The organism is Pseudomonadota bacterium (assembly GCA_022361155.1).
Classification (GTDB): domain Bacteria; phylum Myxococcota_A; class Polyangia; order Polyangiales; family JAKSBK01; genus JAKSBK01.
The window spans coordinates 1-26,648 of record JAKSBK010000105.1; the positions used below are offsets into that span (position 1 = coordinate 1).

18 protein-coding genes are annotated in these 26,648 nt (G+C 66.4%); 15 read left to right on the forward strand and 3 right to left on the reverse strand.

Going from position 1 to position 26,648, the window contains the following annotated elements; genetic code table 11:
• Positions 1–230 (reverse strand): hypothetical protein (locus MJD61_03570; GenBank protein ID MCG8554355.1); only part of this gene is annotated, 230 nt, incomplete at its 3' end.
• Between MJD61_03570 and MJD61_03575 the strand changes: the two genes are divergently transcribed.
• Genes MJD61_03575 through MJD61_03590 form a run of 4 tightly spaced genes read left to right on the forward strand, consistent with a single transcriptional unit; the run spans position 210 to position 10,343 of the window.
• On the forward strand, positions 210–1,748 hold the full coding sequence (locus MJD61_03575) for a condensation domain-containing protein (protein MCG8554356.1): 1,539 nt from the start codon (positions 210–212) through the stop codon (positions 1,746–1,748). The two genes, MJD61_03570 and MJD61_03575, sit on opposite strands and share 21 nt — an antisense overlap.
• A complete protein-coding gene (locus MJD61_03580; protein ID MCG8554357.1) occupies positions 1,745–9,475 on the forward strand; it encodes an amino acid adenylation domain-containing protein in 7,731 nt (2,576 codons plus the stop codon). Before MJD61_03575 ends, MJD61_03580 begins: the two co-directional genes overlap by 4 nt.
• 24 nt (positions 9,476–9,499) lie before the next feature.
• Positions 9,500–9,763, forward strand: coding sequence for an MbtH family protein (locus MJD61_03585; protein MCG8554358.1), 264 nt, complete (start codon positions 9,500–9,502; stop codon positions 9,761–9,763).
• A gap of 25 nt (positions 9,764–9,788) precedes the next feature.
• The gene (locus MJD61_03590; protein MCG8554359.1) at positions 9,789–10,343 is read left to right on the forward strand and encodes a hypothetical protein; all 555 of its coding nucleotides are present in this window, start codon (positions 9,789–9,791) and stop codon (positions 10,341–10,343) included.
• A gap of 326 nt (positions 10,344–10,669) precedes the next feature.
• Here MJD61_03590 and MJD61_03595 read toward each other — a convergent pair whose 3' ends face one another.
• Complete coding sequence (locus MJD61_03595) at positions 10,670–11,542, reverse strand: ABC transporter ATP-binding protein (GenBank protein MCG8554360.1); 873 nt, start codon at positions 11,540–11,542, stop codon at positions 10,670–10,672.
• 466 nt (positions 11,543–12,008) lie between these two features.
• Between MJD61_03595 and MJD61_03600 the strand changes: the two genes are divergently transcribed.
• From MJD61_03600 to MJD61_03650, 11 genes are all read left to right on the forward strand, one after another.
• Complete coding sequence (locus MJD61_03600; protein MCG8554361.1) at positions 12,009–14,294, forward strand: hypothetical protein; 2,286 nt, start codon at positions 12,009–12,011, stop codon at positions 14,292–14,294.
• 151 nt (positions 14,295–14,445) lie between these two features.
• Positions 14,446–14,961 carry a hypothetical protein gene (locus MJD61_03605; protein ID MCG8554362.1) on the forward strand — a complete coding sequence of 172 codons (516 nt, stop codon included), beginning with the start codon at positions 14,446–14,448 and terminating at the stop codon, positions 14,959–14,961.
• A gap of 59 nt (positions 14,962–15,020) precedes the next feature.
• Positions 15,021–17,351 carry a TonB-dependent siderophore receptor gene (locus tag MJD61_03610; GenBank protein MCG8554363.1) on the forward strand — a complete coding sequence of 777 codons (2,331 nt, stop codon included), beginning with the start codon at positions 15,021–15,023 and terminating at the stop codon, positions 17,349–17,351.
• A 77-nt stretch (positions 17,352–17,428) separates the two neighbouring features.
• A complete protein-coding gene (locus MJD61_03615; protein MCG8554364.1) occupies positions 17,429–20,731 on the forward strand; it encodes a hypothetical protein in 3,303 nt (1,100 codons plus the stop codon).
• A gap of 144 nt (positions 20,732–20,875) precedes the next feature.
• On the forward strand, positions 20,876–22,195 hold the full coding sequence (locus MJD61_03620) for a hypothetical protein (protein ID MCG8554365.1): 1,320 nt from the start codon (positions 20,876–20,878) through the stop codon (positions 22,193–22,195).
• A gap of 28 nt (positions 22,196–22,223) precedes the next feature.
• Entirely contained in the window at positions 22,224–23,780 is a 1,557-nt protein-coding gene (locus MJD61_03625; protein ID MCG8554366.1) for a hypothetical protein, read from the forward strand.
• Positions 23,781–23,900: 120 nt separating this feature from the next.
• Positions 23,901–24,227, forward strand: a complete 327-nt coding sequence (locus tag MJD61_03630; protein ID MCG8554367.1) for a hypothetical protein — start codon at positions 23,901–23,903, stop codon at positions 24,225–24,227.
• Positions 24,224–24,625: a hypothetical protein gene (locus MJD61_03635; GenBank protein ID MCG8554368.1), complete on the forward strand. Its 402-nt coding sequence runs from the start codon at positions 24,224–24,226 to the stop codon at positions 24,623–24,625. The genes MJD61_03630 and MJD61_03635 overlap by 4 nt, the downstream gene beginning before the upstream one ends.
• A complete protein-coding gene (locus tag MJD61_03640; protein ID MCG8554369.1) occupies positions 24,622–24,867 on the forward strand; it encodes a DUF3649 domain-containing protein in 246 nt (81 codons plus the stop codon). Before MJD61_03635 ends, MJD61_03640 begins: the two co-directional genes overlap by 4 nt.
• Positions 24,864–26,003, forward strand: a complete 1,140-nt coding sequence (locus MJD61_03645; GenBank protein ID MCG8554370.1) for a PepSY domain-containing protein — start codon at positions 24,864–24,866, stop codon at positions 26,001–26,003. Before MJD61_03640 ends, MJD61_03645 begins: the two co-directional genes overlap by 4 nt.
• A 56-nt stretch (positions 26,004–26,059) precedes the next feature.
• On the forward strand, positions 26,060–26,305 hold the full coding sequence (locus MJD61_03650; protein MCG8554371.1) for a hypothetical protein: 246 nt from the start codon (positions 26,060–26,062) through the stop codon (positions 26,303–26,305).
• A gap of 83 nt (positions 26,306–26,388) precedes the next feature.
• Here the strand turns inward: MJD61_03650 and MJD61_03655 are convergent.
• Positions 26,389–26,648: DUF4143 domain-containing protein (locus tag MJD61_03655; protein ID MCG8554372.1), on the reverse strand; the 260-nt coding region annotated here is incomplete at its 5' end.

Sequence of the window (26,648 nt, forward strand, 5' to 3'; positions counted from 1 at the left end):
AAACGTAGCCTCAGCGCGTCGTGCCGCTGCACCAACGCAACGAGCGCCTTGCCGAGACGAACGGCGTCGCCGGATCGAACCGCGTTGCCGGAACCAACCGCGTTGCCGGAACAAACCGCGTTGCCGAAACAAACCGCGTTGCCGAAACAAACCGCGTTGCCGAGACAAACCGCGTTGCCGAGACAAACCGCAGAACAGAAACCCGTGGCGTGCCGTTGACACCGGTTCAACGCTGGTTTTTCCAGGCCGGCATGCGCAACTGGGGTCACTACAACCAGTCGCTGCTCTTGCGCGTTGCTCCTAGCTTGGATCCTGGACGTCTCGGCAAGGCGCTCGTTGCGTTGGTGCAGCGGCACGACGCGCTGAGGCTACGTTTTGCACGGCGCGCGGATGGGTGGAGCGCCTGGATCGACGAACAAGCCGGCGGCGAGCCTGCGCAGCGCGCGGCGCTGCTCCGCTGCGTCCGGTGGCCGGAGCCGAAAGGGGCTCACCCGGCGGCGGCGTTCTTCATCGAGCAGCAGTGTGCCGCCTTCCAAACCGGTGTCGAGCTGGAGCACGGACCCCTCTTCAGAGCACTGCATCTCGATCTCGGAGAGGCAACGGATGGCCGCCTCTTGCTGGTTGCGCACCACCTGCTGGTCGACGCGATCTCGTGGCGCATCCTGCTGGAAGAGCTCGATGCGCTCTATAGTGATCGCGATCCCGGACCTACGGGTGCCAGCTTCGAAGCCTGGGCCCGCTCGCTCGAGGCCCTGGCGCAGGGTCCCGAGCCGCAACGCGTCGAGCGCCAGCACATGGAGCAGAGTTCCGAGCTAGTGCCCGTCCCGAAACTCCGGACCGAGCATGGAGCGGCGCCGTGGGGTCGGATGGCGTGTCGGCGAAGCGAGGAAATGCAGCGCATGCGGTTGGAATTGAGCGGGGTCGAGCGTGAGACGACGCGGCAGACGGCCCCGCGCCGCAAGCCAGGCGACGGGAGTGAGTTTTGGAACGGGCACGAGCTAAAGTACTGGAGCAGCTTGCCTTGGCCGCGGCCGCTGCCGCGCGATTTTCCGGGGGATAACCTCGAGTCCTCTCTCCAGTCGCTGACGATCGAGGTCGAGCCCGCCGAGACGTCAAACTTGCTGCGTTTGAGCTCCCTGCAGCGCGTGCGCGCGGACGCGGTCCTGCTGGCAGCGCTATTGCCGGGGCTGACTCGCTGGTGTGGGCAGGCCTACCTGTTGATCGAGTGCGAGGGGCATGGGCGCGAACAACCGTTCGGCCCCTTCGGCCGGCTCCCGCCGCCTGACCTGTCGAGGACGGTGGGCTGGTTCACGTGCCGCTTTCCTGTCCATCTCCGGTACAGCCAAGGGCAGGACCTCTCGAGCCTGCTCCACCAGGTGCACGGCGCGCTAACCGCAGCGCCTGCCGGGGGCGTTGGCTACGGGGTGCTGCGGTACTTGAGCCCCCGTGGCGAAGAACTGGCCAAGCGACCCTCGCCCGAGCTCAGCTTCAATTACCTGGGGCAAGTCGATCGGGGTATCGAACCTGGCTTCTGGTGTGATCAAGGCGAGCCCCTCGAGTCCATGGGGCCCCGGCACGATCCCGAGAGCGTGCGGCGCCATGCGCTCGCTCTTCAGGCCCTTATCCAGCGCGGGCGACTGCGGCTCGACTGGCTGTACAGCCAGTCCCTGCACCGGCGTTCCACGATAGATCGCCTGGCGAGCCAAACGCTCGATCGGCTGCATCGGCTGGCGAGGCTCGAGTCGTGATCGAGAGCCCGGATCCCCCGGCGTGTGGCAGCGCGAGCCCGGACCACGACGTCGAAATGGACCGCAGTGCACCAATGAACCGCAGTGCACCAATGAACCGCAGTGCACCACATCACGAGGCCGCAAGGTCCGGCAGCCCCTTGCCAGGTATGGAAGCCACTTTCCCAGCGACCCCCTTTCAACAAGGACTGCTGTTTCACGCCGAGCTCGATGCGCGGTCGCGCGCCTACTGCTTGCAGCAGAGCTATCGCTTCAGCGGCGCGCTCGATGCGCGTGCATTCAAGCGAGCCTGGCTTCAGCTGGTTGCACGCCACGCGATGCTGCGCGCCAGCTTCGTGCACGAGCCGGGACGCGAGCCCGAGCAGCGGGTACAGCGACGGGTCGAGTTGCCGCTGGTCGAGCTGGACTGGCGTCACCTGAGCTCAGGCGAGCAAGCGAATCGCCTCGAGACGCTCCTGCGCGAAGACCTCGAGCGGGGGTTCGATCTCGATCGGGCACCGCTTTTTCGGTTGCATCTGGTGCGCCTTGGGGAGCAGGAGCACGAGCTGATCAAGTCCTTTCACCACCTCATCACCGATGGCTGGTCCTCGGCCCTCCTAAGCGCCGAGCTTGGACGTTTGTATGCCGCCGGGATCAGCGGCATCCCGGCGGCGCTGCCGCCGCCGCCGCGGTTTCGCAGCTACGTCGAGTGGCTGCGTAAGCGGCCGCTCGCTCGAGCCGAGGCATTCTTTCGGCGCCATTTGGCGGGCCTGACCGCGCCCAACGCACTGCAGCTACAGGCCCCGCGCAAAGCGCAACCGAGCGCGTACGCCACCCGTAGCGTCGAATTGGCTACGGCCCAGACCCAGGACCTGCAGCAATTCGCACGCGAGCAGCGCTTGACGCTCAATACGCTGGTGCAGGGCACCTGGGCCTTGATCCTGTCGCGCTACAGCGGAGCGCAAGACGTCGTGTTCGGCGTAACCGTGTCCGGTCGCTCCCCGGAGCTCGCGGGCTCCGACAAGATGGTCGGCCCCATGATCAACACGTTGCCGTTGCGTGCGACGCTCGAGCCCGGGCGGCTGCTGCTCGACTGGCTGCGCGGCCTTCAGACCGCATCGGTGGAGTTGCGCGAGCACGAGCATGCCCCGCTCACCGAGGTGCACAAGTGGAGCGACTACGCGGCCGGCACGCCGCTCTTCGAGACGATCGTCGTGTTCGAGAACTACGCCCGGCCTGCCGTTTCTAGTGCGGGCGGGAACGGGAGGCAGTCGCTCCGCCGCAGCTGGCTTGCGGACGCGACGCACTACGCGCTCACCCTCTACGCCCATCCGGGCCGGCAGCCAACCCGCATCGGTCACCAGCCTCCGGCCGCCGTATCGATTCGGAACCGCGTGCCCGATCCGCCCGCGCGAGCAGCCGCGTCCTCGTTTCAGCATCCTCGACATGGTGTTGACTGTGCCTCCGGCACTTCGACTGCGAATCGGCCATCGCAGGCGCCACGACCGAGTGACCTCGAAGCTGGTGACCGATGCGGGTTGACGCTGCGTTTAGTCTACGACGTGCGGCGCTTTTCGGAGTGTGCCATCGAGCAGCTCGCCGAGCACATGCAACATGTGCTGGCCCGGCTGGCGGCGCTCTCGCGGCACCCCGCACCCGATAGCGTGCGCTTGCTCGACTGCTTTGCGCTGCCCCCGAAGCAAACGGAGATGCTCGAGCGCCCGAACACAACGCGCCGGGACTTTGCAAGCGCGGACCTGCTGGAGCGCCTGGATGCGGTAGCGAGCGCTTGCGCAGAACGGATCGCGGTGCGCTCCGGTGCGTGTGAGCTGCGTTACGCCGATCTTCAGCAGCGTTTTCGGCGACTGGCCGGCCGGCTGCATGCGCTCGGGATAGGTCCAGAGCAACGCGTCGGGCTCTTGCTGCGGCGCAGTCTCGAGCTGCCGGGCGCCTTGCTGGGCGTATGGCGCTCCGGTGCCGCGTGCCTGCCCCTGGATCCGGAGCAGCCTCGGGCTCGGCTCGAATGGCAGATCGCAGACGCGCGGCCCGAGCTCGTGCTTGCAGACCCCGGGCTCGTTCAGGGCCTCGCGCAATGGGACATCGGGTGCCCGGTTCGCTCGCTCTCCAGCCTGCTCGAGAGCGAACCGGAGCTGGCCGCGCCGGCGCCGCGCTTGCGCTCGGACGCGCTCGCTTACCTGATGTACACGTCGGGCTCGAGCGGCCGGCCCAAGGGCGTGGAGGTCTGTCATGGCAGCCTGCTCAATTGCCTGGGGTCGCTAAGCGCGCGCCTAGGGCCACAGGCGGGCGAATCCTGGCTTGCGACGACCTCCATCGGCTTCGATATCAGCCTGCTCGAGCTCCTGCTGCCGCTCTGGTCAGCGGGGCGGGTCGTGGTCGCCTCCGAGCACGAAGCCCGCGATGGCGAGGCGCTGGCGTCGCGCTTGGCATCGTCGAGGGCCCGCTGGTTTCAGGCCACGCCTTCGGCCTACCGATTGCTCCTGGCGGCGGGCTGGCAGGGTAGCGCAGAGCTCAGCGCGCTCAGCGGCGGCGAGACGCTGGCGCCCGATCTGGCACGCCAACTGAGCCAGCGAGTCAAAGCGCTATGGAACGTGTACGGCCCCACCGAGACCACGATCTGGTCGACATCAACCCGCGTGCACGCTGGATCCATCGAGGCAGGACCTGTCCCGATCGGCCAAGCGCTGGCCAACACCAGCCTGCACGTGCTCGACCGCCGGCTGTGTCCGGTGCCGGCCGGCGTGCAGGGCGAGCTCTACATTGGAGGCGCGGGCCTCGCGCGCGGCTACCATGCATCCCCGGGCAAGACGGCCGAGCGCTTCGTGCCAGACCCCTTTGCGTGGTCCGCGGGTGCCCGACTCTACCGGACCGGTGACCAGGCACGCTGGCTGCTCGATGGTGAGGCGTCGCCGGAGCTGCAGCTGCTCGCTAGGGCGGACACCCAGGTCAAGCTGCGCGGGCACCGCATCGAGCTCGCCGAGATCGAGAGCGTGATGCACGAGCAGCGTGGTGTTGGCGCTGCCGCGGTCGTGCCGAGCGCACCCGCGCCGGAGGCACCCGAGCTGGTGGCTTTCGTGGTTCCCGCCGCGCATTACTCGGAGCCCGACCTGCGTACGTTTCTACGTGAACGACTGCCCGCGGCCATGATCCCCGCCCGCTTCGTGACCTTGGATCGACTGCCATTGAACCGCAACGGCAAGCTCGATCGCCGGGCGCTTTCGGATCGAGCAGCAAGCGCCGCCCGTATTGGTTCGGCTCGAGCGCAGTCCGGCTCGGCTCGAGCGCATGCCGAATCGCTGGCAACCGAATCCGCCACCGAGCAGCTGCTGGCGTCGATTTGGTCCGCTGTGTTGCACGAAGCCGACATCAAGCGGGACGCACATTTCTTCGAGCTCGGCGGCCATTCGTTGCTGGCGCTGCAGGTCATGGCGCGCGTCCGCCGCGCCTTCGGCGTCGAGCTGCCGCTCCGGGATTTGTTCGAGGCTCCGCGCCTTTGCGAGCTGGCGGCGCGTGTCAGCCGGGCCCGGACGGATCAGCCACCAGGGCCGCCCGCATTCATACAGCGCGCGCCCGTCACCGACGCACCCTTGTCCTTCGATCAGGAGCGGCTGTGGTTCTTGCATCAGCTCGAGTGCTCTTCCAACGCCTACAATCTGGCGTTTGCCGTTCGTTTCCGGGGCTCGTTCGACCGGGCGGCGCTCGAGACTGCATTGGCCGGCCTGGTCGCACGCCACGCCGGCCTGCGAACGCGCTTTGTGCAGCGTGGCGCTGCGCCGCGGCAGATCGTGGATCCGAGCTTCGGTTCGCGCTTGGTCGAGCTCCACGGTCACGGGTCGGATTCGGCCGACAAGCGCATCCGCAGCGTGCTCGAGTCGCAGGCCGGTCAGCGTTTCGAGCTTGACGTCGAGCCTGCGTGGCGTGCCCGACTGCTCGTTCTCGGCGAGCACGATCACGCCCTGCTTTTGTGCCTGCATCACATCGTTGCCGACGGCTGGTCCTTGCGCCTGCTCCTGGGCGAGCTCGCTCTGCTGTACCTGGCAGCCACCCGGAACAAGAGCGCCGGGTTGCCGGCGCCCGCCGCCCAGTACACCGACTTCGCGCTCTGGCAGCGCTCGCAAGCCAGCCAATCCCGGTACGACGCGCAGCTGGCTTACTGGCGCAAACAGCTTCTTGGAGCGCCGCAACGAATTGAGCTGCCCGCCGATCGGCCGCGACCCGCCGCGTTCCGGTTTCGTGGCGCCGAGCTCGGCTTCGAGCTGCCGGAACAGACCGCGGCTGCGCTGCGAGCGCTGTGTCGATCCGAGGACGTCACGCTCTTCATGGCGTTCTTGGCGGCCTTTGGTGTGGTCCTTTCCTGCTCGAGCGGCCGGCGCGAGCTGCTGGTTGGGACACCCGTCTCCGGAAGGACGCACGCCGAGCTAGAGAGCGTGATAGGGACCTTCGTCAATACGCTGGTCCTGCGTGTGGACCTGCGCGGCAATCCGCGCTTCGTCGAGCTGCTCGCACGCGTACGCGCCACTGCGCTCGATGCCTATGCCCACAGCGAGGTCCCGTTCGAGCGCGTGGTTGCCGCGCTTTCGCCCGAACGCAGCTTGGCCCACACGCCGCTGTTCCAGGTCATGCTCTCGATGGCCCATGCCGATCGCGCGCTGCCGAACGTCCTAGGGGACGTTGACGCCGAGGTGATCGCGTACCGTGCGGCCACTGCCAAGTTCGACCTCGTCTTGCATATCGACGACGCCCGGAACCTGCGCGGCCGGCTCGAATACAACGCAGAGCTTTTCGAGCCACGCAGCATGAGACAACTTGTCGAGCGGCTGCAGACGGTGCTGTCGAGCCTGGCGCGCGACCCCGAGCAGCGCATCAGCACGTCGTTTTGGCTCAGCACGCAGGCACGGGACGCGGAGGCCGCAAATTGCGCTCCCCGTACGCTCTGCCCGGCCGGGGGCACCATTGCCACGCAGTTCGAAACGCTCGCGCGGCAACAGCCGGAGGCGCTTGCCGTGAGCTTTGGCGAGCAGGTCCTGAGCTACGCCGAGCTCGACCGGCGCGCCGATGCGCTTGCGCGCCGGCTCGGAGCACGGGGAGTGGGGCCGGAAATCCGCGTGGGTCTGTGTCTCGAGCGCTCGCTGGAGCTGGTCGTATGCATCCTCGCGGTGCTCAAGGCTGGCGGCTGCTACGTCTCCCTGGAGCCGAGGCTGCCGGCGGCGCGCCTGCAGCTCATGCTCGACGATGCGCAGGTTGGGTTGGCGCTCACGACGCGCGGCGTGTGGCAAGACGGCGTGCGTTGTCCCGAGCTGCTGTTCGTCGAGGAACACGAAACCACGCCTGCCGGCGAAGCGGTCGATCTGCCACCCGCCTGTTCCGACGACGCGGTTCGTTTCGACAACGCAGCTAGTTCCGGCAATGCGGCTAGTTCCGGCAATGCGGCTAGTTCCGGCAATGCCGCCTACGTCCTGTACACTTCCGGTTCCACGGGCGTCCCCAAGGGGGTCCCGATCACGCACGCCCAGGTGCTGCGGCTTCTACGGGCGTGCGACGCGCATTTCCGCTCCCGGCACGACGATGTGTGGACGCTGTTTCACTCCTATGCGTTCGACTTCTCGGTTTGGGAGCTCTGGGGGGCGTTGCTCCACGGCGGGCGCGTGGTCGTGGTTCCCCGGGCGGTGGCCCGCGATCCGGAAAGGTTCAGCGAGCTGCTGGTGCGCGAGGGCGTGACCATCTTGAGCCAGACGCCGCCGGCGTTTTACGCCCTGTCGCGAAGCTTGCTCTCGAAGCTGCAGGCCCTGGAATCGAAGGCATCGAAAGCGGAAACCTCCGGATCGAGCTTGGCCTTACGCGCCATCGTCTTCGGTGGTGAGGTCCTGGACCAAGAGCGCATCGCGTCCTGGCTCGCTGAGCGCGGCACGCGACCGCCCGCGTTGATCAACATGTACGGGATCACCGAGACCACGGTGCATGTCACCCACCATCGCCTGCGGGCCGAACACCAGCCGGAAATCGCGGGGGCAAGTCCGATCGGCCGGCCCCTTTGCGACCTCGGCGTATACGTTCTCGATCCGCAGGGAAACCTCCTGCCGAGCGGCGTTGCCGGGGAGCTCTACGTCGCCGGCGCAGGGGTCGGGCGAGGCTACCTCGGGCTCCCCGGGCTCACGGCCGAGCGCTTCGTTCCCGACCCGTTCGGCGCCGCCGGGAGCCGCCTGTACAAGACCGGTGACCGGGGGCGCTATCGCAACGACGGACAGCTCGAGTACCTAGGTCGTTTCGACAGCCAGGTGCAGCTGCGCGGCCATCGCATCGAGCTGGGCGAGGTACGGGCGCGCCTGGTCGAGCACGCGAGCGTCGCCGAGGCGGAGGTCGTGTTGTGGCAGCCGCCCGAGGCGGCTGCGGACGCCGCGCGTATCGTGGCCTACGTGGTGCCGGCGTCGAAGCCGAGCGCCGGCCCGCTCGCTATGGAGGCTATTGAAGCGCACCTGCAGGGGCTGCTTCCCGACTACATGCTGCCGAGCCGGCTCATCGCGTTGCCGCGCATCCCGCTAACCTGCAACGGCAAGCTTGACCGCGCAGCTCTGCCCGCGCCGGACGCCTCTCCGGCCTCGGGCCGCTACGTGGCGCCCCGCACTCGCGTGGAGCAGCTCGTCGCGGACATCTGGTCGCGAGCACTGGGCGTGGATCGGGTGGGGGTCTTGGATGATTTCTTTGCGCTCGGGGGCCACTCGCTATTGGCCGTGCGCGTGGTCGAGGAGATGCGCTCCGAGCTGCCCCATGTACCGGCGCTGGCCGCGCTGTTTCAGGCGCCCACCGTGGCTGGCTTTGCCAAGCTGCTACGCAACGACGAGCCAAGCAACACGCGTCCCGTTGCGCTGAACGACGTCCGGGAGGGCAGGCGACTCTATTGCATGCACCCTGCAGGCGGCCACCTGCACGGCTACCGGGCGCTCGCCGAGCAGCTGCGGAATTGCGCCTGGCGGGTCGAGGGCATCCAGTCGCGGTCTGTTTGGGATGCGGGTTGGGTCGACGCTTCGATCGCCGAGATGGCTACCCGCTACGCAGCGATCCTGCTGCAGGCCGGGCACGCTTCCGGTCGTTCGGGCGCACCCATCCATCTCCTGGGCTGGTCGCTGGGTGGGGTGCTCGCCATGGCCGCTGCCGCGGAGCTCGAACGTGCGGGCCATGAGGTCGGCTTCCTGGGTCTCGTGGACGCGCCTCTGGATGACGATGGCGGCTCCGGAGCGGCGGAGCAGACCGAGGGCGAGCGGGCGCCGGCCGCGGATCTCGTGACGCAGTACGCGCTCAAGCTGGGCGTGGACCGCGATGACCCGATCCTCGAGCAACTTCAGGCCGGCGAGCGCCGGGCGCTGCTCGAGGATTTGAGCGAGGCCGACGACGAGGACTCGCGCCTGGCCTGCATACTTGGTTTTGCCCGGCGCCGCGGGCTCTTGTCCGCCAACGTTTCGCTGGAAGTCTGCAAGTGGCTGGTCGCTATGCTGCAGAACGCGGCGCGCCTGCGCTCCGAGCACAGGCTCGCCTGCGTGCGCGCAGACCTTCACGTGTGGTACGCGGCGCCGAAAGGCCCGAGCACGGATGCAGAGCTGCGCCTGCGGCGCGGTTGGGCGCGCCATACCTCGGGCCTGGTCAGCGTGCGTGGCGTGCGTGCGACACACACCGCGATCATTCGCTCGCCTGCCTGCCTGGCGGGCATCCAGGCGGCAATAGCGGACGCAAGTTAGCAGAAACGAGAAAGAGGTACGAACATGGCATGGGATGACGAAGACGACAACACCACCTACCTGGTCGTGGTGAACCACGAAGAGCAGTACTCGATCTGGCCCGATTACCGCGAGCTCCCCAGCGGGTGGCGGGCCGAAGGCAAAACCGGCAAAAAGGCAGAATGCCTCGAGCACATCGACAAGGTATGGACGGACATGCGGCCGTTGAGCCTGCGCAAGCACATGGAAAAGGTCGCCGCCGAACGTGCTGCCGCCGAGCGTGCCGCCAAGGACACCGAGCCCGAATGAGCTGCGTGGTCCATTGGACCTTTGATTGCTCGCGCGGCTGGCGACTCACCCGCCACGACATCGGCGCGACGTTTTCGTAGCCGTAACACTTCGGCCCAGAAAGCCGGTTGACACCGGCAGCTTCAGGGCCACAAACCCCGACGAGGACTTTGTCCTGTACAGCCTGGACAACGTTACCCCTGACCAGGTTCGCGACCGAGCCTTCAACGTAGTCGCCACCCCCGACCCTGACGATACAATCTTCGACGACCTTGGCGCAGGGACCGAATACGGCCGGCGTGTGTACACGCAAGCCGATGAGACCACGAACTTGATCCCATCGCCAACCGCAGGCATGAGCGTGGATTGCAGCCTGGACAACGCTCCGTGCGGTAAATGGCTGATCGTCCCGCTCAACAGCGCTGCAGTATCCGACATCAATGCAGCCGGCCCCCTTTGGGGCTTCGGAGGCACCGTGGAGGACCTTAGCAGTGCGGGCACACAACGTGTGAACGTCGGTACTCAGGTGGACTTGCCGCCAGGCATCGGCGCGTTCCCCGAGTTCTTGACACCGCAGCCGCGGCTGGTTGCGACTCCCTAGCTACAGGTTGGTGCAAAAATAGGGGAGGTTTTTCCATGGTTTCGGCAACCGGATAACTGGGCGGTCAACCGAAGCTGCGCTTTTTCGCGGGACCGAGCCCGAGGCCGAGAGCGAGAGTGAGTTCGGATTCGGAAGCAGAGGGCAGAGGCCGAGACGGAGGCAGAGCCGCGGTGGAGGCAGAGGTCCCGATGCCGATGCGGAGGCGGATGTCGGGTTCGGACATCGGGCTCCGGGTTCCGTGTTCGGATTCGGGTTGCGACATCCGTGTCGGGTCGGAGGACGCCCCGCCTCCCGCCCCGACCCGGGTTGGCGTCCGCCGGCGGACACTAGCCCGATGATGCGGGCAGCGAGGCGAAGTACACGTCTTCGAGGTTGGGTGGGACGGTCGCATAGCCGCGCCCCGGTGGGCTGTCCGCCAGCACACGCAAGATCACCTTGCCCCGAGCGAGGCGCCTGGAAACCACGAGCCCCGATGCCGGGGCTGGGGCCACCTCGGCGCGCGACACGGTCTGCTGCCAGATGCGCCCGGCGAAGCGTTCCATGAGCCCTTCGGGCGTGCCTTCGGCGACCAGCCGGCCCCCGGCCACGATGGCCAGCCTGTTGCAAAGACTGGCCACGTCTTCGACGATGTGGGTCGACACGATCACGACGGCTGATTCCCCCGTTTCGCCGAGCAGGTCGTGAAAACGCTGTCGCTCCAGTGGATCGAGGCCCGCCGTGGGCTCGTCCAGAATCAACAAGCGCGGATGCCCGAGCAGGGCCTGGGCCACGCCAAAGCGTTGCTTCATGCCTCCGGAGAGCTCGCCAAGCCTGCGCCGGCGGACGTCGAATAGGTTCACGTACTGCAGCAAGTCGTGCACGTGGCCCCTGCGGGAGGGTCCGCCACGCAAGCCTTTCATGGCTGCGATGTGCTCGAGCAACGCTTCCGTCGTGACGCGCGGATAAACGCCGAAGTCCTGTGGCAAGTAGCCGAGGCAGCGCCGAATCGCGTCGGGCCGCGCCAAGCCGTCCACGCCCGCCAGCCGGAAGGTCCCGGCGTCGGGGGCCAACAAGGTTGCAACGATGCGCATCAGCGTGGACTTACCGGCACCATTCGGTCCCAGAAGGCCGAATATGCCGCGTTCCAAACGCAGCGAAATGCCGTCGAGCGCGCGCACGCCGCTGCTAAACGTCTTGTGCAGGCCGACGAGCTCGAGCACCAGCTCGGATGCTCGCCCGCGCCCCCGCGCCCCATTTGCGATGTGTGGAGCACGTCCGAAACGCGGTGTTTGCTCACGCGGGCAGCATAGACCTGGACCACGTCGGGACCAATCGTGCGGGCGACGCCGGCCCACATTGGCAGCAACATGGATACCTACGCATGAAAACGCAATTCATTTTCATTAAAGGATTGACCCCTGCGCTGGGATGTGGTCTAGGATGGTCGCCTTGGGTGCTGGCCGCCTCGGCGGTTCGCCATCGTTCCTGGCAATCGCGGTGCATTCTGCTGGAATGTGCATGCTACGCCGGTTGCTGGATCCGTGACCTGTCGCGGATGGGCGGTGCAGGACCGTTGGAGCACCGGCCAGCGGCCCTCGGCAGCGGGCTTTCGTGTAGCGCAATGGACGGCTGGCTCGTGCCGCGTCCTAGCTTGCGGGCCGAGGCGACCGTCGACCAGGAGAGCGAATGCGGAACGTACCAGCAGCGGTAACGATAGCGGGGGCGTGCCGGCCCTACAAGTTGGGAGTCGTTTTATTGGCGTGCGCTGGGATCTGGGCCTGCTCGGGCTCGGATGACCCCGGCGTTGGCATGGACCCGGCGAGCATCCCGGACGCAGCCGCCGGCGACGCCGGCCCGGCGGACGCGGGCACCGATGGCTCCGACGCCGAGTCGGATGCCTCCGATGCCGGCGCGACCGATGCGCCGCACGACGCAACCACAGGGGACGCCGCCTGTCCAGGAGAGCTTTGCGACGCGAGCGTTACGTGCAGCGGGGACACGGACTGCAGCGACGGCGACGCGTGCAACGGCGAGGAGAGGTGCGTTGACGCCATTTGCCAGCCAGGTGAGCCACTCAACTGCGACGATGGCAATGCCTGCAACGGGATCGAGTCGTGCGATCCCGCAACCGGCTGCACAGCGGGCGTGGCTCCCAACTGCGACGATGGCGATCCATGTACTGCCGACGCATGCGATGCCGGTGAGGGGTGTGTCTTTGCGTGGGTGAAAAATGGAACGGTGTGCGGCGACGCCCGTGTCTGCATCGATGGCGCTTGCCTGCGCGGCTGCGGCAGCGACACGCAATGCAACGACGCTGACTCGTGCAACGGCGTCGAAACCTGCGTGGACTGGAAGTGCCGGCAAGGCACGCCGCTCGCATGCGACGATGGAAACGCATGCAACGGCAGCGAAACCTGTAACCCCGCGCGGGGTTGTCAGGCGGGCACGCCGCTCGCATGCGACGACCGCAACCCGTGCAACGGAGCGGAGGTCTGCAGTCCGCAGCATGGTTGCCAAGCCGGCACCCCGTTGCGCTGCGACGACGGTAACGCATGCAACGGCCTCGAGACGTGCGATCCTGCGGTAGGCTGCCGGGCGGGTAGCCCCCTGCGTTGCGACGACGGCAACGTGTGCAATGGAAGCGAAACCTGCGAGCCAGGCTCCGGTTGCCGCTTCGGCTTGCCCCTGAGCTGCGACGACGGCAACGCGTGCACCGTCGACCTATGCGACGCCAACTCGGGTTGTGTGTCGGTTCCAGTCGCGGACGGCACCCCCTGCGGCGGCAGCAATACGTGTTTGCGAGGCGTTTGCAGCAGTACCTGTCTTGGCGATGCGGAGTGCGACGACGGTGATCTGTGCAACGGCAAGGAAATCTGTTTGTCCTCGCGCTGCCGCGCCGGTACGCCGCTGAGCTGCAACGACGGGAACGTGTGCACGGCGGACGCGTGCGACGGAAGGCTGGGCTGTGTCACCGCCCCGCTGCCCGACGGCAGCGCCTGTGGCAGCAGGCAGGTCTGCGTGCAGGGAATCTGCGGCGCAGGCTGCGCCGGCAACGCGGAGTGCGACGATGCCAACCTCTGTACAGGGACGGAAACGTGCGTTGCCTTTCGATGCCAGTCCGGTGTGTCGCTCAGGTGCGATGACGGCAACTTCTGCAACGGCGTAGAGCGCTGCGATCCCAGCGCAGGCTGCCTCGCCGGCGCGCCGCCCAGCTGCCCCGACGACGGCAACGCCTGCACCGAGGAGACTTGCGACCCGGTGAGCGGTTGCATCGCACGGCAACTCCCGGATGCAACGCCCTGCGGCGACACGGGAGCACGCTGCCGCGGAGGTGTCTGCCAGGCCGCCGCTCAACAAATGACTATCTCGCACCTGTTTCGCGGCGCCTTCAATTCGGTCGAGATCGTCGGCATGCTGAGTCAGCCGTGGAAGGTGTTGGGCAACTCGTACCAGGTCCGAACGCTCGGCGACGGAACACGCGCGCTACAGGCGACGCGCAGCTACTTCACGTTCGATCTGCAGGGCATCTCCGGCACCGTCACCGCCGCCGCACTGCGGATCGCCCACCCCCAAAACTCCTTCCAAGGCAACGAACCCTTCGAGACGGTCGAGCTCTACGACGTTCACACACCCAGCGCCTCGCTTCAGAGCCCGCCGGCGGGCCCGGATACTGCGCCGCTTGCGGAAATCTACCGGGATCTTGGCACGGGCCAGCGCTTTGCGAGCTTCGCCGCCGGCGAACAGGACAACGGCAGCGTGCAGGCGATTGCGCTCGACGCAGCCGCTGTTCAGAGCCTGAACCGCAGCATCGCCTCGGGTGCCGGCGAGTGGTCGATAGGGGCCACGCTCGCGAGCGGCAACGCCACCGCCTTTGGTGCCACCGACCGGGTGTTTCGCGGCTCGGACGAATCCGGAGGACGCCCGCAGCCCGCGACCCTGCTCGTACTCGATCTGGATCCGGCAGTGCCCTAGGGCACCAAGGGCCCACGGAACCCGCGTACTAGCTCTTGCCACCAGACCAGCGGCCACAGCGTCCTCACAATCCCTGTGAAGCGGGACTAGATGTAAGCATCCCCCGCCCAGATATCCGCGGGAGGGTGGGAGGTGTGAGCTGTTCGACGTCTTGAGGTTCGAGCTGGGCCAGCAGCTCCGTGGGCTCGGGTTTCGCATCGCCACTGGAGTGCTGTTTGGGTACTGGTTCTTTTTCACACTCAAGCTCGGATACGATCCCAATTTCTGGGGCCTGCACGGCGAGGTGTTTCACAACGCTCCAGTCGTGCTCTATTTCATGCTCGCGACTCAGGGTTTTGTCGCCTTCGTGATCGTGCCCGTGTTCATGGCGTCGCCGCTGCTCAAGGACCTGCAGCATCGCGCCGCCGAGTGGCTGTACGCGTGCCCGGTGTCTGCACGCGGGCTCTTCTGGGGCCGCTTCTGGGCCGCATTCTTAGCGCTCGCGGTTTCGGTTGCGATGGGCAGCCTTGGCATCGTGTTCGCGCCGCATGCTGCTGCCGGCCTCGGTCTGGTGGCGGCCGAGCGTGTCGTACGCTTGCCTCTCGCGGCGCTTCTATCCGCCTGGTGCGTGCTCTTGCTGCCCAGTGTCTTCGTTGGCGCGAGCCTCGTGTACTTTCGCAGGGGTTGAAAATGAAAATGAAATGCATTATCAGTCTGGATCGAGGGACTAGCTCCCGATTCGTGACGATGCCAACTACCTGCAAGAGAGCGAAGGGTGGCTGCGTGGCCAGGCATGCCTGGCTCGGGAGCGCGCTCGCATGGGGAGTCACGTTCGCGTGGCCGGCGTGGGCTCAGCGTCTCGGTGACAGCAACACGCCTGGCATACCCGAGCTTCCGGTTGCGGCGGTGACCGGAGACCTCCCCCGCAGCACGGCAGGCTCGCAGATCAAGGACAGGTCGGAGTCGAGCGAGAAGTCGCCCGAACAACAACACGCGGGCGAGCCCATCGAGACGCTCGAAATCCGGGCGCGGCGATCCGCCCGTTACGATGCGTCGCGCGCTTCCGCCGCGACCAAGACCAACGTGTTGGTCATGCAGCTGCCGCAGTCCGTGCAGGTGGTCCCGGGCAGGCTGCTGGAGGACCAGCAGGTGCGCGACATGAGCCAGGCCCTCGAGAACGTCAGCGGGCTGCAGCGGGCTGGGGCCGGCAGGCGCGGGCTGATCGATCGTTTCGTCGTGCGCGGCTTTCCACTGGACAGCCAGCGCAACTTCTACCGCGACGGACTGCCGTTCGTGTTTGCCGCGCCGCCGCCGCCCGAGGCCGTCGATCGAGTCGAATTCGTCAAGGGACCGGCCTCGGTGCTCTACGGTCAGGCGGAGCCCGGCGGCGTGGTCAACCTCGTGCTCAAGCGCCCCACCCAAACCAGCTTCGTGCGTGGCCGCATCCAGGCCGGTAGCTTCCGTCGCTATCAAGGGCACATCGACGCGGGCGGTCCGCTGACCGGCACGTTCGGTTATCGGGCGAACGCGTCGTACCTTTCGGCGGGCAGCTTCCGTGACTTCCAGCACACCGGACGGCACGTGCTGACTACCACGTTTACCTATCGGCCCTCCGCCTGGTGCGACCTCGACCTGAGCGCCGGCTATCAGGGCCGCCGGCAACGCGCGGACTCGGGGCTTATCGCCGGCCTCGGCCTGCCACGATCGCGTTCGCTCAACGAGCCGTGGACAGAGATCGCGCTCGGAGCGGGCGACGCTGCCTACAGGGCCAGGTTTCAGCTTTCCGATGGCTTTACACTGCGCCACACCGCGAGCTGGCAGCGACAGGAAACCGACGAGTTGAGGGCGGATCCGCTTGCCGTTCAATCCGCGGTGCCGTTGCTTGGCATCGAAAGCGGCGACCTGGCCCGGGCCATGCGCGACCGCAACACGCAGCGTCTAACCCACTACGCGGACCTGAACCTCCTGGGGCGCTTCGAGACCGGCCCTGCAGCGCATCGATTGCTTTTGGGGAGCGACCTGTTTCGCTCGGTCTACGGCTTCACGGAGATGCGGCCGATCATCGAGCCCTCGGATCGCTTCAATGTCTACCGGCCGCAGTACTCGTCGCTGCCACCGCCGGGCACGGGCTCGAGCGTCTTGGATCTCAGCCGCGCGACGTTGCTTCAGGCCGGAGCATACATCCAGGATCAGCTCACGTTCGATGACTGGGTGCACGTCTTGACGGGCCTGCGTGTAGATCGGTTCAAGGACCGGCTCGACAAGTCGCGCCTCGACACGAACGCCACCACGGTGCTGAACCAGGCCCGCACCGGCGCCACCGCCAGGGCCGGCGTGATCGTCAACCCGGTGGAGTTCCAGGCGTTTTTCTTGAGCTACGCTCAGGGTTTTCGGCCGAACATCGATCCTTTCTTCGATTCGCAGCTTCCTCCGGAGCGTAGCGCGCAGTGGGAGTTCGGCGGGAAGCTCGAGTTGGGCTCGCTGCTCATGACCCTGACCGGTTTCGAGCTGACCAAGACCAACGTGGCCATCATCAACCCGGTGAGCCAGGTGCTGAACCTCGCGGGCGAACGGCGTGCGCGCGGTTTGGAGATCGACCTGGTGGGTGATCTGCTGCCCGGTTGGAGTCTGCTCGTGAGCTACGCCCAGCTCGCGGCCCACATCGCAAAAGGTGACCCGCGTCCGTTGGGAACGCCCGGCGTGGGTACGGTGGACTTCACTGGCAACGTTCCCCCGGCGTCGCCCAGGTCGAGCGGCCGGGTTTGGACCACCTACCGCATCGAGCGGGGACTAATGGGCGGGCTGCGGCTCGGCCTGGGGGCTTTGGGCCGTAGCGCGGTCCAGGCAGACATTTTCAACAGGGCTCGGCATTCGGGCTTCGTGCGGCTCGATGCCATGCTGGGCTGGTCGCAGCGCTTCGGGAGCTACGAGCTGGATGCACAGCTCAATCTGGAAAACGTGACCGATCAAGCCTATTTCAGCGGCTACGCAGCGAATTTCGTGAAACCCGGCGCGCCGCGCACCGTGCTTGTGCAGGTCTCGCTCACGGCCCGGGCCGGCAAGGAGCGTGGGGCGTGATCCGCAGACGTCTGAGGCGACCACTCCGGGCTGCCGTCGCAGCCTTCGGGCATTGGTGGCTAGTGGCTGGCTGGTGCATGCTGCCTCGCCCGGCCCACGCCGGCGAAAGCTTCACGCTGGTCGCAACCGAGCGAAACACGCGCGACATGTCGGTCAACCTCGCTGCCGATGCATTGCGTGGCGACACCTTCTTCGGAGGCCGGAAGGTCCAGGCGCCGAGCCTCGCGGTCGGTCGCGACGAGCTGGCGGCTTTGCTCAATCACGACGATGGGGTGCTCGACGTGCAGCACACCTTTTTTGTCCGCGCCGCGCTCAGCGCCCGGACGCTCATCCACTTCCAGACGCTCGAGGACGAGCTGCGGAAACACTGCTGGACCAAGGAAAACGCATCCAAGCTTCGGGCCCGGTTGAGGCTTTATGTCGTACCCCCCTACGGCCCTCGCACGCACCACAGGTTGTGGGGTACGGCTCCGACGGTCTACACGCCGGCCACCCTCGATATCGATCCGCCTCCCGCCTCCGTGCCTATCGCCGTGTTTCGCCAGATCGATCCTTGGATCGAGGGACCCGGACAGAACAGCTTCTTCACCGCGACGTACGGAGAGCAGTATCTGCTGGATGTCAAGCGCGTAGGCGTACGCACCCGGGGTACGTGGCACGGCGTCGCGGTCGAACCGGTGGACGTGTGTCTGAATCGAGAGCCCGGGCTCGAGGCCCGCAGCTGGCAGGGCGAACAGCTGGCACTGTGCCACGCGCCGCCCGAACGCTTCGACCCGTGGGTCGAGTGGGACGTCACCGAAGCCGTGCGCTTCTGGCTGGAGCGCGATTTCGCACCCGAAATCGACCACGGTTTCTCGCTCTATCAGTACCCGGGTGAGATCGCGAGCGATCAGGTGCGCATCAACGCGCCGGAAATAGGCCTTGGACGTTCCCGGGCTGTTGTGACGTTTGCATCCTCGAGCGCGGCCGCGGATTGTCCCGGCGCCGGGGGCGAGTGGGGCGGCCCGGGAGGTGTCGACCTGGTTTACGGCAACACCCGCTGCATGCGTGCGGTCGGGGGCGAGGTTCGGGGAGCCGGCGGCGCCGACAGCCCGCAGATCGTAAAGCCACGCGTGCGGCGCGAGTGGGCGCCGCAGCTTGTGGTCGAGAGCTCGGATCCGAGCGGCGCCTGCCATCTGGCCGCAAGTTCGTGGACGAGCCTCGACACGCTTCGTGGCGAACGCGTGAGCTCCGAGCTGATCCTATCGAACCGCTCCGTCCGGCAGCGCATCGCGATCGAGCGGGTACGGATCGCCGAGGGTCAGGCTTTTCGCCTACGGGAGGATGGCTGCTCCGGCACGGTGTTGGATGAATCGAGCGCCATGCAGGACGGCCATGCAGCGGCGCCGGAAGCTGCCCCGGATTGCAGCGTGCGCATCGACATGCTCTCGGACAGGCTCGGCCCGAAACAGGCAATGCTCGAGGTGAGCTACCGTTTGGCTGGCGCCACCGGCCAAGCCGAACGGCGCTTCAAGCTCACGGGTACGGTGAGCGAGGATCGTGACGGCGTTCCGGACGCCGTGGAGGACGCGGCGGCCCATAACGGTGACGGGAACGGCGACGGCGTGCCCGATCGGCGTCAGGATCACGTGGCTTCGTTCCAGAATCGCGGGCGCGAGGTAGTTACGGTGGCTGCTTTGCCGGGCACCCGGCTCACGTCTGTGGGGGAGCGCCGGCTGGCTCCGCCTGCCGCGCTGGCGAACGTCGAGTTCACGCATGGCTTTGTGGGCTTCCGGTTGTCGGGGCTTGCCAGAGGGGACGCGGCTGCTATCAGCGTCGCCCTGCCGGACGAGGGCCTGGTCGACTTCTATTCGTTCGGTCCGCTCGAGAACGGTGGGCAAGCACGCTGGTACAGCGCCAGCTTCGATGGCAAGCGCGGTGCACGCATGGAAGGACGCTACGTCAAGCTCGTTATCGAAGATGGCCAGCTTGGTGACGCGGACTTCACGGTCAACGGCGAAATCGCGATCGTGGGAGGAGCAGGCAAACCGCGGGCGCAGCCTCTGACGCAAACAACGAATGCCGCTGTCGGCCTGCTATGCTCGGTCGCAGATGCGGGCCGGGCTGGTGGCGGTGCCGGCTGGCTGCCGGCGTGTTTGGGGCTGCTCGGGTCGCTGCTGGTGGTTGGACGCTCGGGGCGATCTCCGCGGAGCTTGCAGGCTCGTGCAGCCTGTCTTGGATTCGCTGCAGGGCTGAGCCTGATGGGCTGTGTCGGCGAGGACTTGTCCGATACGGTCGACGCCGCAACGGAAGCCGGTACGGGTCACGGAGACGCCTCGGGCATGGCGGATACCGGAGGGGCAGAAGCAGGCTCGCCGCCCGACGCCGCTCGCGAGGCCGGCAGACCCGATGCGGGGACAGGGGACGGCAGTGCAGGCGAGGGGGGCGCCCCGGCGGACGCTGGCACGCCGGATGCGGGGGCAGGCACGCCGGATGCGGGGGCGGGCACGCCGGATGCGGGGGCAGGGGATGCTGGGATAGACGCAGCCCACGAGGCGGGCCTCTCTCCGGATGGGGCTGCGGGCGACGCGGGAGCCATCGAGGCTGGCGGGCCGCCCGATGCGGGCGGGTCCGGGGACGCAAGCAATGGCGACGGCGGCGCCACGGCGCCGACTGCAGTTTTCGTAGACACGGGATACTACGTGCATGTCTTCTCGAGCAGCGCGACCCTGCAGTCTGCTCACTGGCAGAGCCCCGCCGGCGAGCACCAAAGCTACTTCGTCGGCAACCAGAACGTACCGGCTTTCGACGTCGAGCGCCGCGCATATTTCGTGTTCGAGCTTTCCGGCAGCCTGAGCGAGGTGGCTTCTGCGACGCTGCAGCTGTGGGTCTGGCAGCCGGCTACGGCCAACGCGAACAGCGGGGCCTACACGAGCGGCGACGCCGCCGAAACACTGGAGCTGTACTCGGTGGATAGCTTCACACCGCAACAGGTGATGGAGGCTCCTTTCAACCAGGAGAACGATCACTCGCTGGACGTTCCGATCTGGACCGACCTCGGTGACGGGACGCTGCTGGGCTCCCGTGTGTACACGGTGCAGGATGAGCAGGTCGGTCTGATGCCGTCCCCCACGGCCGGGCAAGGCGTTGCATGCGGAGCGGACAGCCCATGCGGCAAGTGGGTACAGATCGCGTTGGGCGCCGAGGGCGTGGCATCGCTCAAGGCCGCCGGCGGCCAGTGGGCGCTGGGCGCTCGGCTTGGGACGATCGGACCCAATGCCAATAGCAAGGAGTGGGTCAACAACGGCACCCTGGTCGATCTGGCCTCGACCAAGAGCGTGTATCCCGCGTTTGTTACGCCTGCACCCAGGTTGTACCTGAAGGACGCTTCCATGCCGTGACGCCGTGACAAGGTTTGAGTACCGGTTGGCACGGGACGAAACACCGTCAAACCCTCCGGTGCTCGGCGCTAGCGAGTTTCCCAATATGAACTCGGCCAGCGGCCCGCGAGCCCAGCGCCTTCAACAAGATCAGGAGCAGACAACATGACGTTCAGAACGAGACGGCGGCTCGTATCGTCGAGGCGCGCGCGCACGCGTGGCTTCGCGGTAGGGCTCGCCATGAGCGTAGCCCTATGCGCAGCGTGCAGCACCTCCGGGAGCCAGAATGCTCCCGCTACGGGTATGGTAAGCGCGGCGCTTACCCTGCCGGACGGTGCCAGCATCGACGCCCTTGAATACGAGATCACCGGCAACGGCGTCACGCCCATCACCGGCACGATCAACGTAGCGAATAGCACAACGGCCAACTTCCAGCTGGGCGGCATCGCCGCGGGCACCGGCTATACGCTTTCGATCAGCGCGACGACCAGCGACGCGCAGAGCTGCGCCGGCTCGGGACCTTTTGATATCGTCGCGAACCAGACGACCAGCGTGGTTGTCCAGGTTCAGTGCGGCGTTGGCCTGAATTCCGGCGGCGTGTCGGTGGACGGTTCGGTTGCGACGTGCTCGATCGTGTCGGGTTTGTCGGCGAATCCCACCGAGGTCGTGGTGGGAGGAACCATCGCGCTTGCAGGTAGCACGAGCCCGAGCTCCGCCGTCAGCTGGAGCGCCGCTGCAGGGACGTTTGGCGACCCATCGGCCTCGAGCACGACGTACACCTGCACGGACGCGGGCCAGCAGACCATCACGCTTGCCGTAAGCGGCGCGCCCGCATCGTGTCCGGCCAGCGAACAGACGGTGGTCGTGACCTGTACCTCGACCGCTACCACGATCCAGCATGCGCATCGCGGTGCCTTCAACTCCACCACCGTCGTCGAGAGCCTGGCCCAGCCTTGGAAGGTCATCGGCAACTCGTACCAGGTTCGCAGCCTCGGAGACGGCACTGTCTCGCTTGCGGCGACGCGCAACTACTTCACGTTCGATCTGTCGAGCGTGACGGGCACGGTGACCGCCGCGGAGCTTCGTATCCACCACCCAGCCACCTCCTACGACAGCCCCGACGCCAGCGAAACCATCGAGCTGTTCGACGTCGGCACCAGCTCGAGCACACTGCAGGCCCCTGACGAAACGATGGGCACTACGCTGCTCACTTCGATCTTCAGCGATCTCGGTACAGGCACGAGCTTTGGCAGCTTCACCGCCGATGCTTCCGACAACGGGACGACCGAGGCCGTGACCTTGAACGCTGCGGCAGTAAGCAGCATCAACTCCGCGATCACGGCTGGCGCGTCATGGTCCATCGGAGGCTCTTTGACGACCGGCACCGCAACAGGGTTCGGCGTGCGCGAGCGTGTGTTCCGCGCTTCCGACGAGACCGGCGGCAATCCACCCCCGGCCACCGAGCTGGTGCTCACACTTCAATAATCAAGACTGCGAGGATAAGGAAATGACCATGAAACCGATTTCATTCAATCAATCCGGATGCGCGCGTTCAGCGTCCAGGCTGGCGCTCCTCGTGGCCGTCATGGGTCTTGTGCCTGCGGCTTGCACCGAGCTGCCGCCCGAAGGCGCCAAGTCACCCGGCAGCATTGCGCTGCGCTTGACCCTGGCGCAAGGCGCGGCGCTGACCAGCGTCGATTACAGCATTACCGGCAACGGGATTACTCCCATCACGGGTACTGTCTCGGTCGCGCAGAGCACCGTCTTGGCGTTCCAGGTGGGCGGTATTCCGGCAGGTACCGGCTATTTGCTCGAGCTGACCGGCACGGCCAGCGATGGCTCGAGCTGTGTCGGCTCCAACACCTTTGACGTGATGGCCGATCAAGTCAGCAGCGTGGTTGTCGAAATTGCCTGCACGCAGGAGCCGAGCTCCGGCAACGTTCAAGTCGGCGTGGAGGTCAATCGTTGCGCTGCGGTCACGGGGTTGACCGCGCTGCCTACGCAAGTCGTGGTGGGCGGGAGCGTGTCGCTATCGGCCACGGCGTCACTTCCTACTGCGACCTACCAATGGAGCGGCCCGGGGGGAACCTTCGCCGATGCCACCGCAGCGAGCACGACCTACACCTGCACCAGCGCGGGCACGCATGCCCTGGAGGTGGCCGTGAGCGGCGGCGGCGCACTCTGCACGACTGCCGACACCGAGGGCATAACCATAACCTGCGTTGACACGATGCCCGATGCCGGAATGGGCGGCAGCGGCGGTTCCGGCGGCAGTGGCGGTTCCGGCGGCAGTGGCGGCACGGTCACAACGCAAAACGCCCCGTTCGTGGACACGGGCTACTTCCTGCTCGCGGCCAACTCGACATCGACGCTGCAGTCGTTCCGCTTCCAGTCGACCGCTCCGCGCACGTCGCATCAGTCGTACCTGACGGGAAACCAGAACACCGGTACTGCGGGTAACACCACCAACATCGAACGCCGCTCCTACTTCGCGTTCGATCTATCGGGTATATCGGGCAATATCACGGGCGCCACGCTGCGCTTGTGGGTGTGGAAGCCGGCCCTGGCCAACGGCAATACCGGCTGCTACACGAGCGCGGATGCCCAGGAGACCTTCGCGCTGCACAGCGTGGGCTCCCACACTGCGGCCGACATCGCTGCCGTGCCCTTCAACGCGACCGCACCCAACGATGTCGACGATCAGGTGTGGACGGATCTAGGCGATGGCTCGGAGCTCGGCTCGATCGTTGTGACCGAGAACTGCGAGACGCTCGACCTCGTGGTATCGCCCACAGCCACAGACCAAAACGCCGATTGCTCGTTGGCTGACACGCCGTGTGGCAAGTGGGTGGAGGTGGCGCTGAACGCCACGGCGCTCAGCGAGCTCAATGCAGCCACCGGCAACTGGGTGACGGGCGGCCGATTAAGCAGCATCAATGCACCCGCTACGGGAGAACGGCGCGAGTGGCTGCACGCCGGTACGCTCGTCGATCTCGAGTCGACCTCCGCCTCCTTCCCCGATTTCGACACACCGGCGCCCGAGCTGGCGCTCGAGGTCACGACGCCGTAGCCGGTACGGCATCATCCAACAAGGGCTGCAGGGGCTCGCGGCACAAGCCGCGAGCCCCTGCGGTACCGAGGCGCTCGGTGCACCAGCTACATGCTGGTGAGGAGCAAGGAGGTACGGAGTTTGCGACCCACGGCATCGCTGCTGCTTGCGTACTGCGCCTGGGTGCTCGCGTACTTCGCCTTCCCGAAGCTGTCGAAGCGCCGGCCGCAGCGCACAGGGCTGATTCCAGCCTGTCGTCTGGCGTTTTTCGTGCTCCTGCCCATCGGCGCCCTCGTTTCGTCGGCTGGCGCGGTGTCGGCCGCGCACCTGGACTCGGCCGTTGCGGTCCGCCTTGGTTGCTATCTGCTATCCGGTCTGGCAGTCGCGATGGCAAACGGACGGCCACGCTGGCTCGCTGGCACGGGCGTAGGCTCGTTCGCCGTCGCGGCCTGCCTGCTGTTGGCATGATGTGGCGACGTCTTGGTGCCGGTCTGATGGCGGGGCTCGCCACCGCACTGGCCGGGCTCTTCCTGGCGAGTGCGCTCGGCGTTCCCATCAGCCAAACAGGGAGCAGTCCCGGCAAGACCTTGTTCTTTGCGTCGTGGCTGTTGCTGGCCTGTGTGGCCCTCATATCGCGCCGGACGCGGCTAGTTACAGGCGCCTATCTAGCTGCTGCAGGCCTGTGCTTCGGTGCCAGCGTGCTCGTCACCGTGCATCAGGTCGACGCTCTCAGCAGGGTCCATGCCGGCGTGCTGGAAGTGCTCGCGGTCTTGTCCGCCGCCGGCCTCACGCTGACCGGGGTAGGACTGCGCATGCTGCGCCAGCCGGTAGCGCAGGATGGTTCGCGGGGGCAGAGCGACCCGTGATAGGCAAGTTGACAGCGGCGCTTATCGGCGGCTCGCTGGCCGCCTCCGCAGCCGCGGTCGCGCTTGCGCTCGCCTGTGCGGGCACCGCCCTCGAGCGAATCGCGGCCGGCGCGCTGGTGACACCGGTTGTTTGGGTGGGCGCGATGCTGCCAGCGCTGCTTGCCCGAAGCGGCTGGATCGCATGGCAGCGCCTCGCGCTCGCCAGCCTCGCCCTCGTGGTTGCCGCGTTGCTGGTTCGATGAGCTCGCCGACACGCAGAGCCCTGTACGGCATCCACTCCTACGCTGGCCTCGTATTCGGCGTCTATCTCTTCCTGTTGTGCCTTTCGGGTACGTTGGTCGTGTTTCGCGACGAGCTGCGTGTCTGGGGAACACCCGCCTTGCGCGAGCTGCATTTCGACGGAAAGCAATCCGCATCGTTGGATCGCATCGTCGAAACCTTCAGCGCGCGCTACGAGCTGTCGGAGCCCAAGCTGTTCGCTTTTCGGCTGCCGAGCTCCGAGCACCCCTTCTACGAGCTGCTGCTTCCGCGGGCTGGGCGAGGCCTCGTGCACGCCTACGCCCATCCCCTTTCCGGCGAGTACCTGGGTGAAGCCAGGGTGCAGCTCGGGGATTTCCTGTTTCAGCTGCACGCGAACCTCAGCCTGCGCAAAAAGCTCGGCCGTTACCTCGTGGGCGCCGGCGGACTCGCGTTGATGCTGCTGGTGCTGACGGGCCTGGTACTGCATCGCACCATGTTCCGCGAGCTCTTCACCATGCGCTGGAGCGGGGCTCGCCGGGCCGTAGCCAGCGATGGGCACAAGGCCGCGGGGACCTGGATGCTACCGTTTCACTTCATCATCGCGTTGTCGGGTACTTTTCTGGCTCTCAAGGATCTATTCGTCCTGGTGCCCGCATTGGCGATCTACGACGGGGACTTGAGGCGCGCGCGCGCAGAGCTCACTGAAGCTCCGATCGTGGCTCAGGGAATTCAGACCGAGATGGCCTCGCTCGACGTGATGCTTGCTTCCGCCCGGAACGAAACGCCGGAGCTGAGACCGACCCTCGTTGTCCTGCACGAGTGGGGCGACGTTCGGGCAAGGGTCGACCTGGCCGGTTCACTGCCGGGCCATCTGCTTCCAAAGAACGAAGCCGTTCGCTACCGCTTTCGGGGTCGAGATGGACAGCGCGTAGAGCGCAGGCACGGCCTGCACCACGGGCCGTGGCTGCGCATCGCCGACGCGATGTCGCCGCTGCACTACGGCGATTTCGGCAACCGCTGGCTGCGTCTCATGTACTTCTTTGGTGGGCTGTGCGCTCTGACCTTGACGTTCACAGGGACCTTGATGTGGCTCGAGCGAGTGCAGCGCAGACTCGCCCGACCCCGGAACGGGCAGTGATCGCCTCGAAGTCGAATCCAAAGCAATAATTGATATTGAAAGTCACTTGCAATTTCATGAAAGCTGTCCTAGACCTGGATTGCGTGTCGATGCGGCCAAGCTCCCATTCCGAAGAGAAGCGACGCCTCCCGGAGGACTACCGCTGCATCTGCGGTAGCCTGCTGGCTCGTATGCTCGCGGAGGGGCTGGAGCTCAAGTGCAGGCGCTGCAAGCGCGCGGTAATAGTCCCCTGGAACTCCATCCAAGACGGTAGCCGCACGCCCGTGCTAGAGGTAGACAAGCGCGGGGAGAACGCTCGCTGAGGCTCCACGCCCGGAGCGCGTGGACTCAGGAAGGCTCATCGATCCGACGCCTGCTCATGCCTTGGGGCCCTTAGAGCAGAGCACTAGTGCTCGAGTGTCGTTAGGTCGACGGGGTCCTCGATCGACATGTCGCCGAGGGTTCGATGGCCTCGCGTCGGAACAACCACGGTTTTGCTGGCGATGCCGTGGGCTCCAGTGAGCGTCTGGAGCTGTTCGAAGCCCTTCGGAATGCCCGGCGTCTCGGACCACTTGCATTCGATGAGCTTCAGGCGATCGGCCACGGGAATCACGAAATCGACCTCGACACCGTAGTGATCGCGATAGAAGTACACGTTGGGTGACA

What these genes read in the sequence shown, in the direction of transcription:
- MJD61_03635 (MCG8554368.1), top strand. Translation starts at nt 24,224, where the DNA reads ATGATGTGGCGACGTCTTGGTGCCGGTCTGATGGCGGGGCTCGCCACC.
- MJD61_03650 (MCG8554371.1), top strand. Translation starts at nt 26,060, where the DNA reads ATGAAAGCTGTCCTAGACCTGGATTGCGTGTCGATGCGGCCAAGCTCC.
- MJD61_03625 (MCG8554366.1), top strand. Translation starts at nt 22,224, where the DNA reads ATGAAACCGATTTCATTCAATCAATCCGGATGCGCGCGTTCAGCGTCC.
- MJD61_03645 (MCG8554370.1), top strand. Translation starts at nt 24,864, where the DNA reads ATGAGCTCGCCGACACGCAGAGCCCTGTACGGCATCCACTCCTACGCT.
- MJD61_03610 (MCG8554363.1), top strand. Translation starts at nt 15,021, where the DNA reads ATGCCAACTACCTGCAAGAGAGCGAAGGGTGGCTGCGTGGCCAGGCAT.
- MJD61_03615 (MCG8554364.1), top strand. Translation starts at nt 17,429, where the DNA reads ATGCTGCCTCGCCCGGCCCACGCCGGCGAAAGCTTCACGCTGGTCGCA.
- MJD61_03620 (MCG8554365.1), top strand. Translation starts at nt 20,876, where the DNA reads ATGACGTTCAGAACGAGACGGCGGCTCGTATCGTCGAGGCGCGCGCGC.
- MJD61_03585 (MCG8554358.1), top strand. Translation starts at nt 9,500, where the DNA reads ATGGCATGGGATGACGAAGACGACAACACCACCTACCTGGTCGTGGTG.
- MJD61_03600 (MCG8554361.1), top strand. Translation starts at nt 12,009, where the DNA reads ATGCGGAACGTACCAGCAGCGGTAACGATAGCGGGGGCGTGCCGGCCC.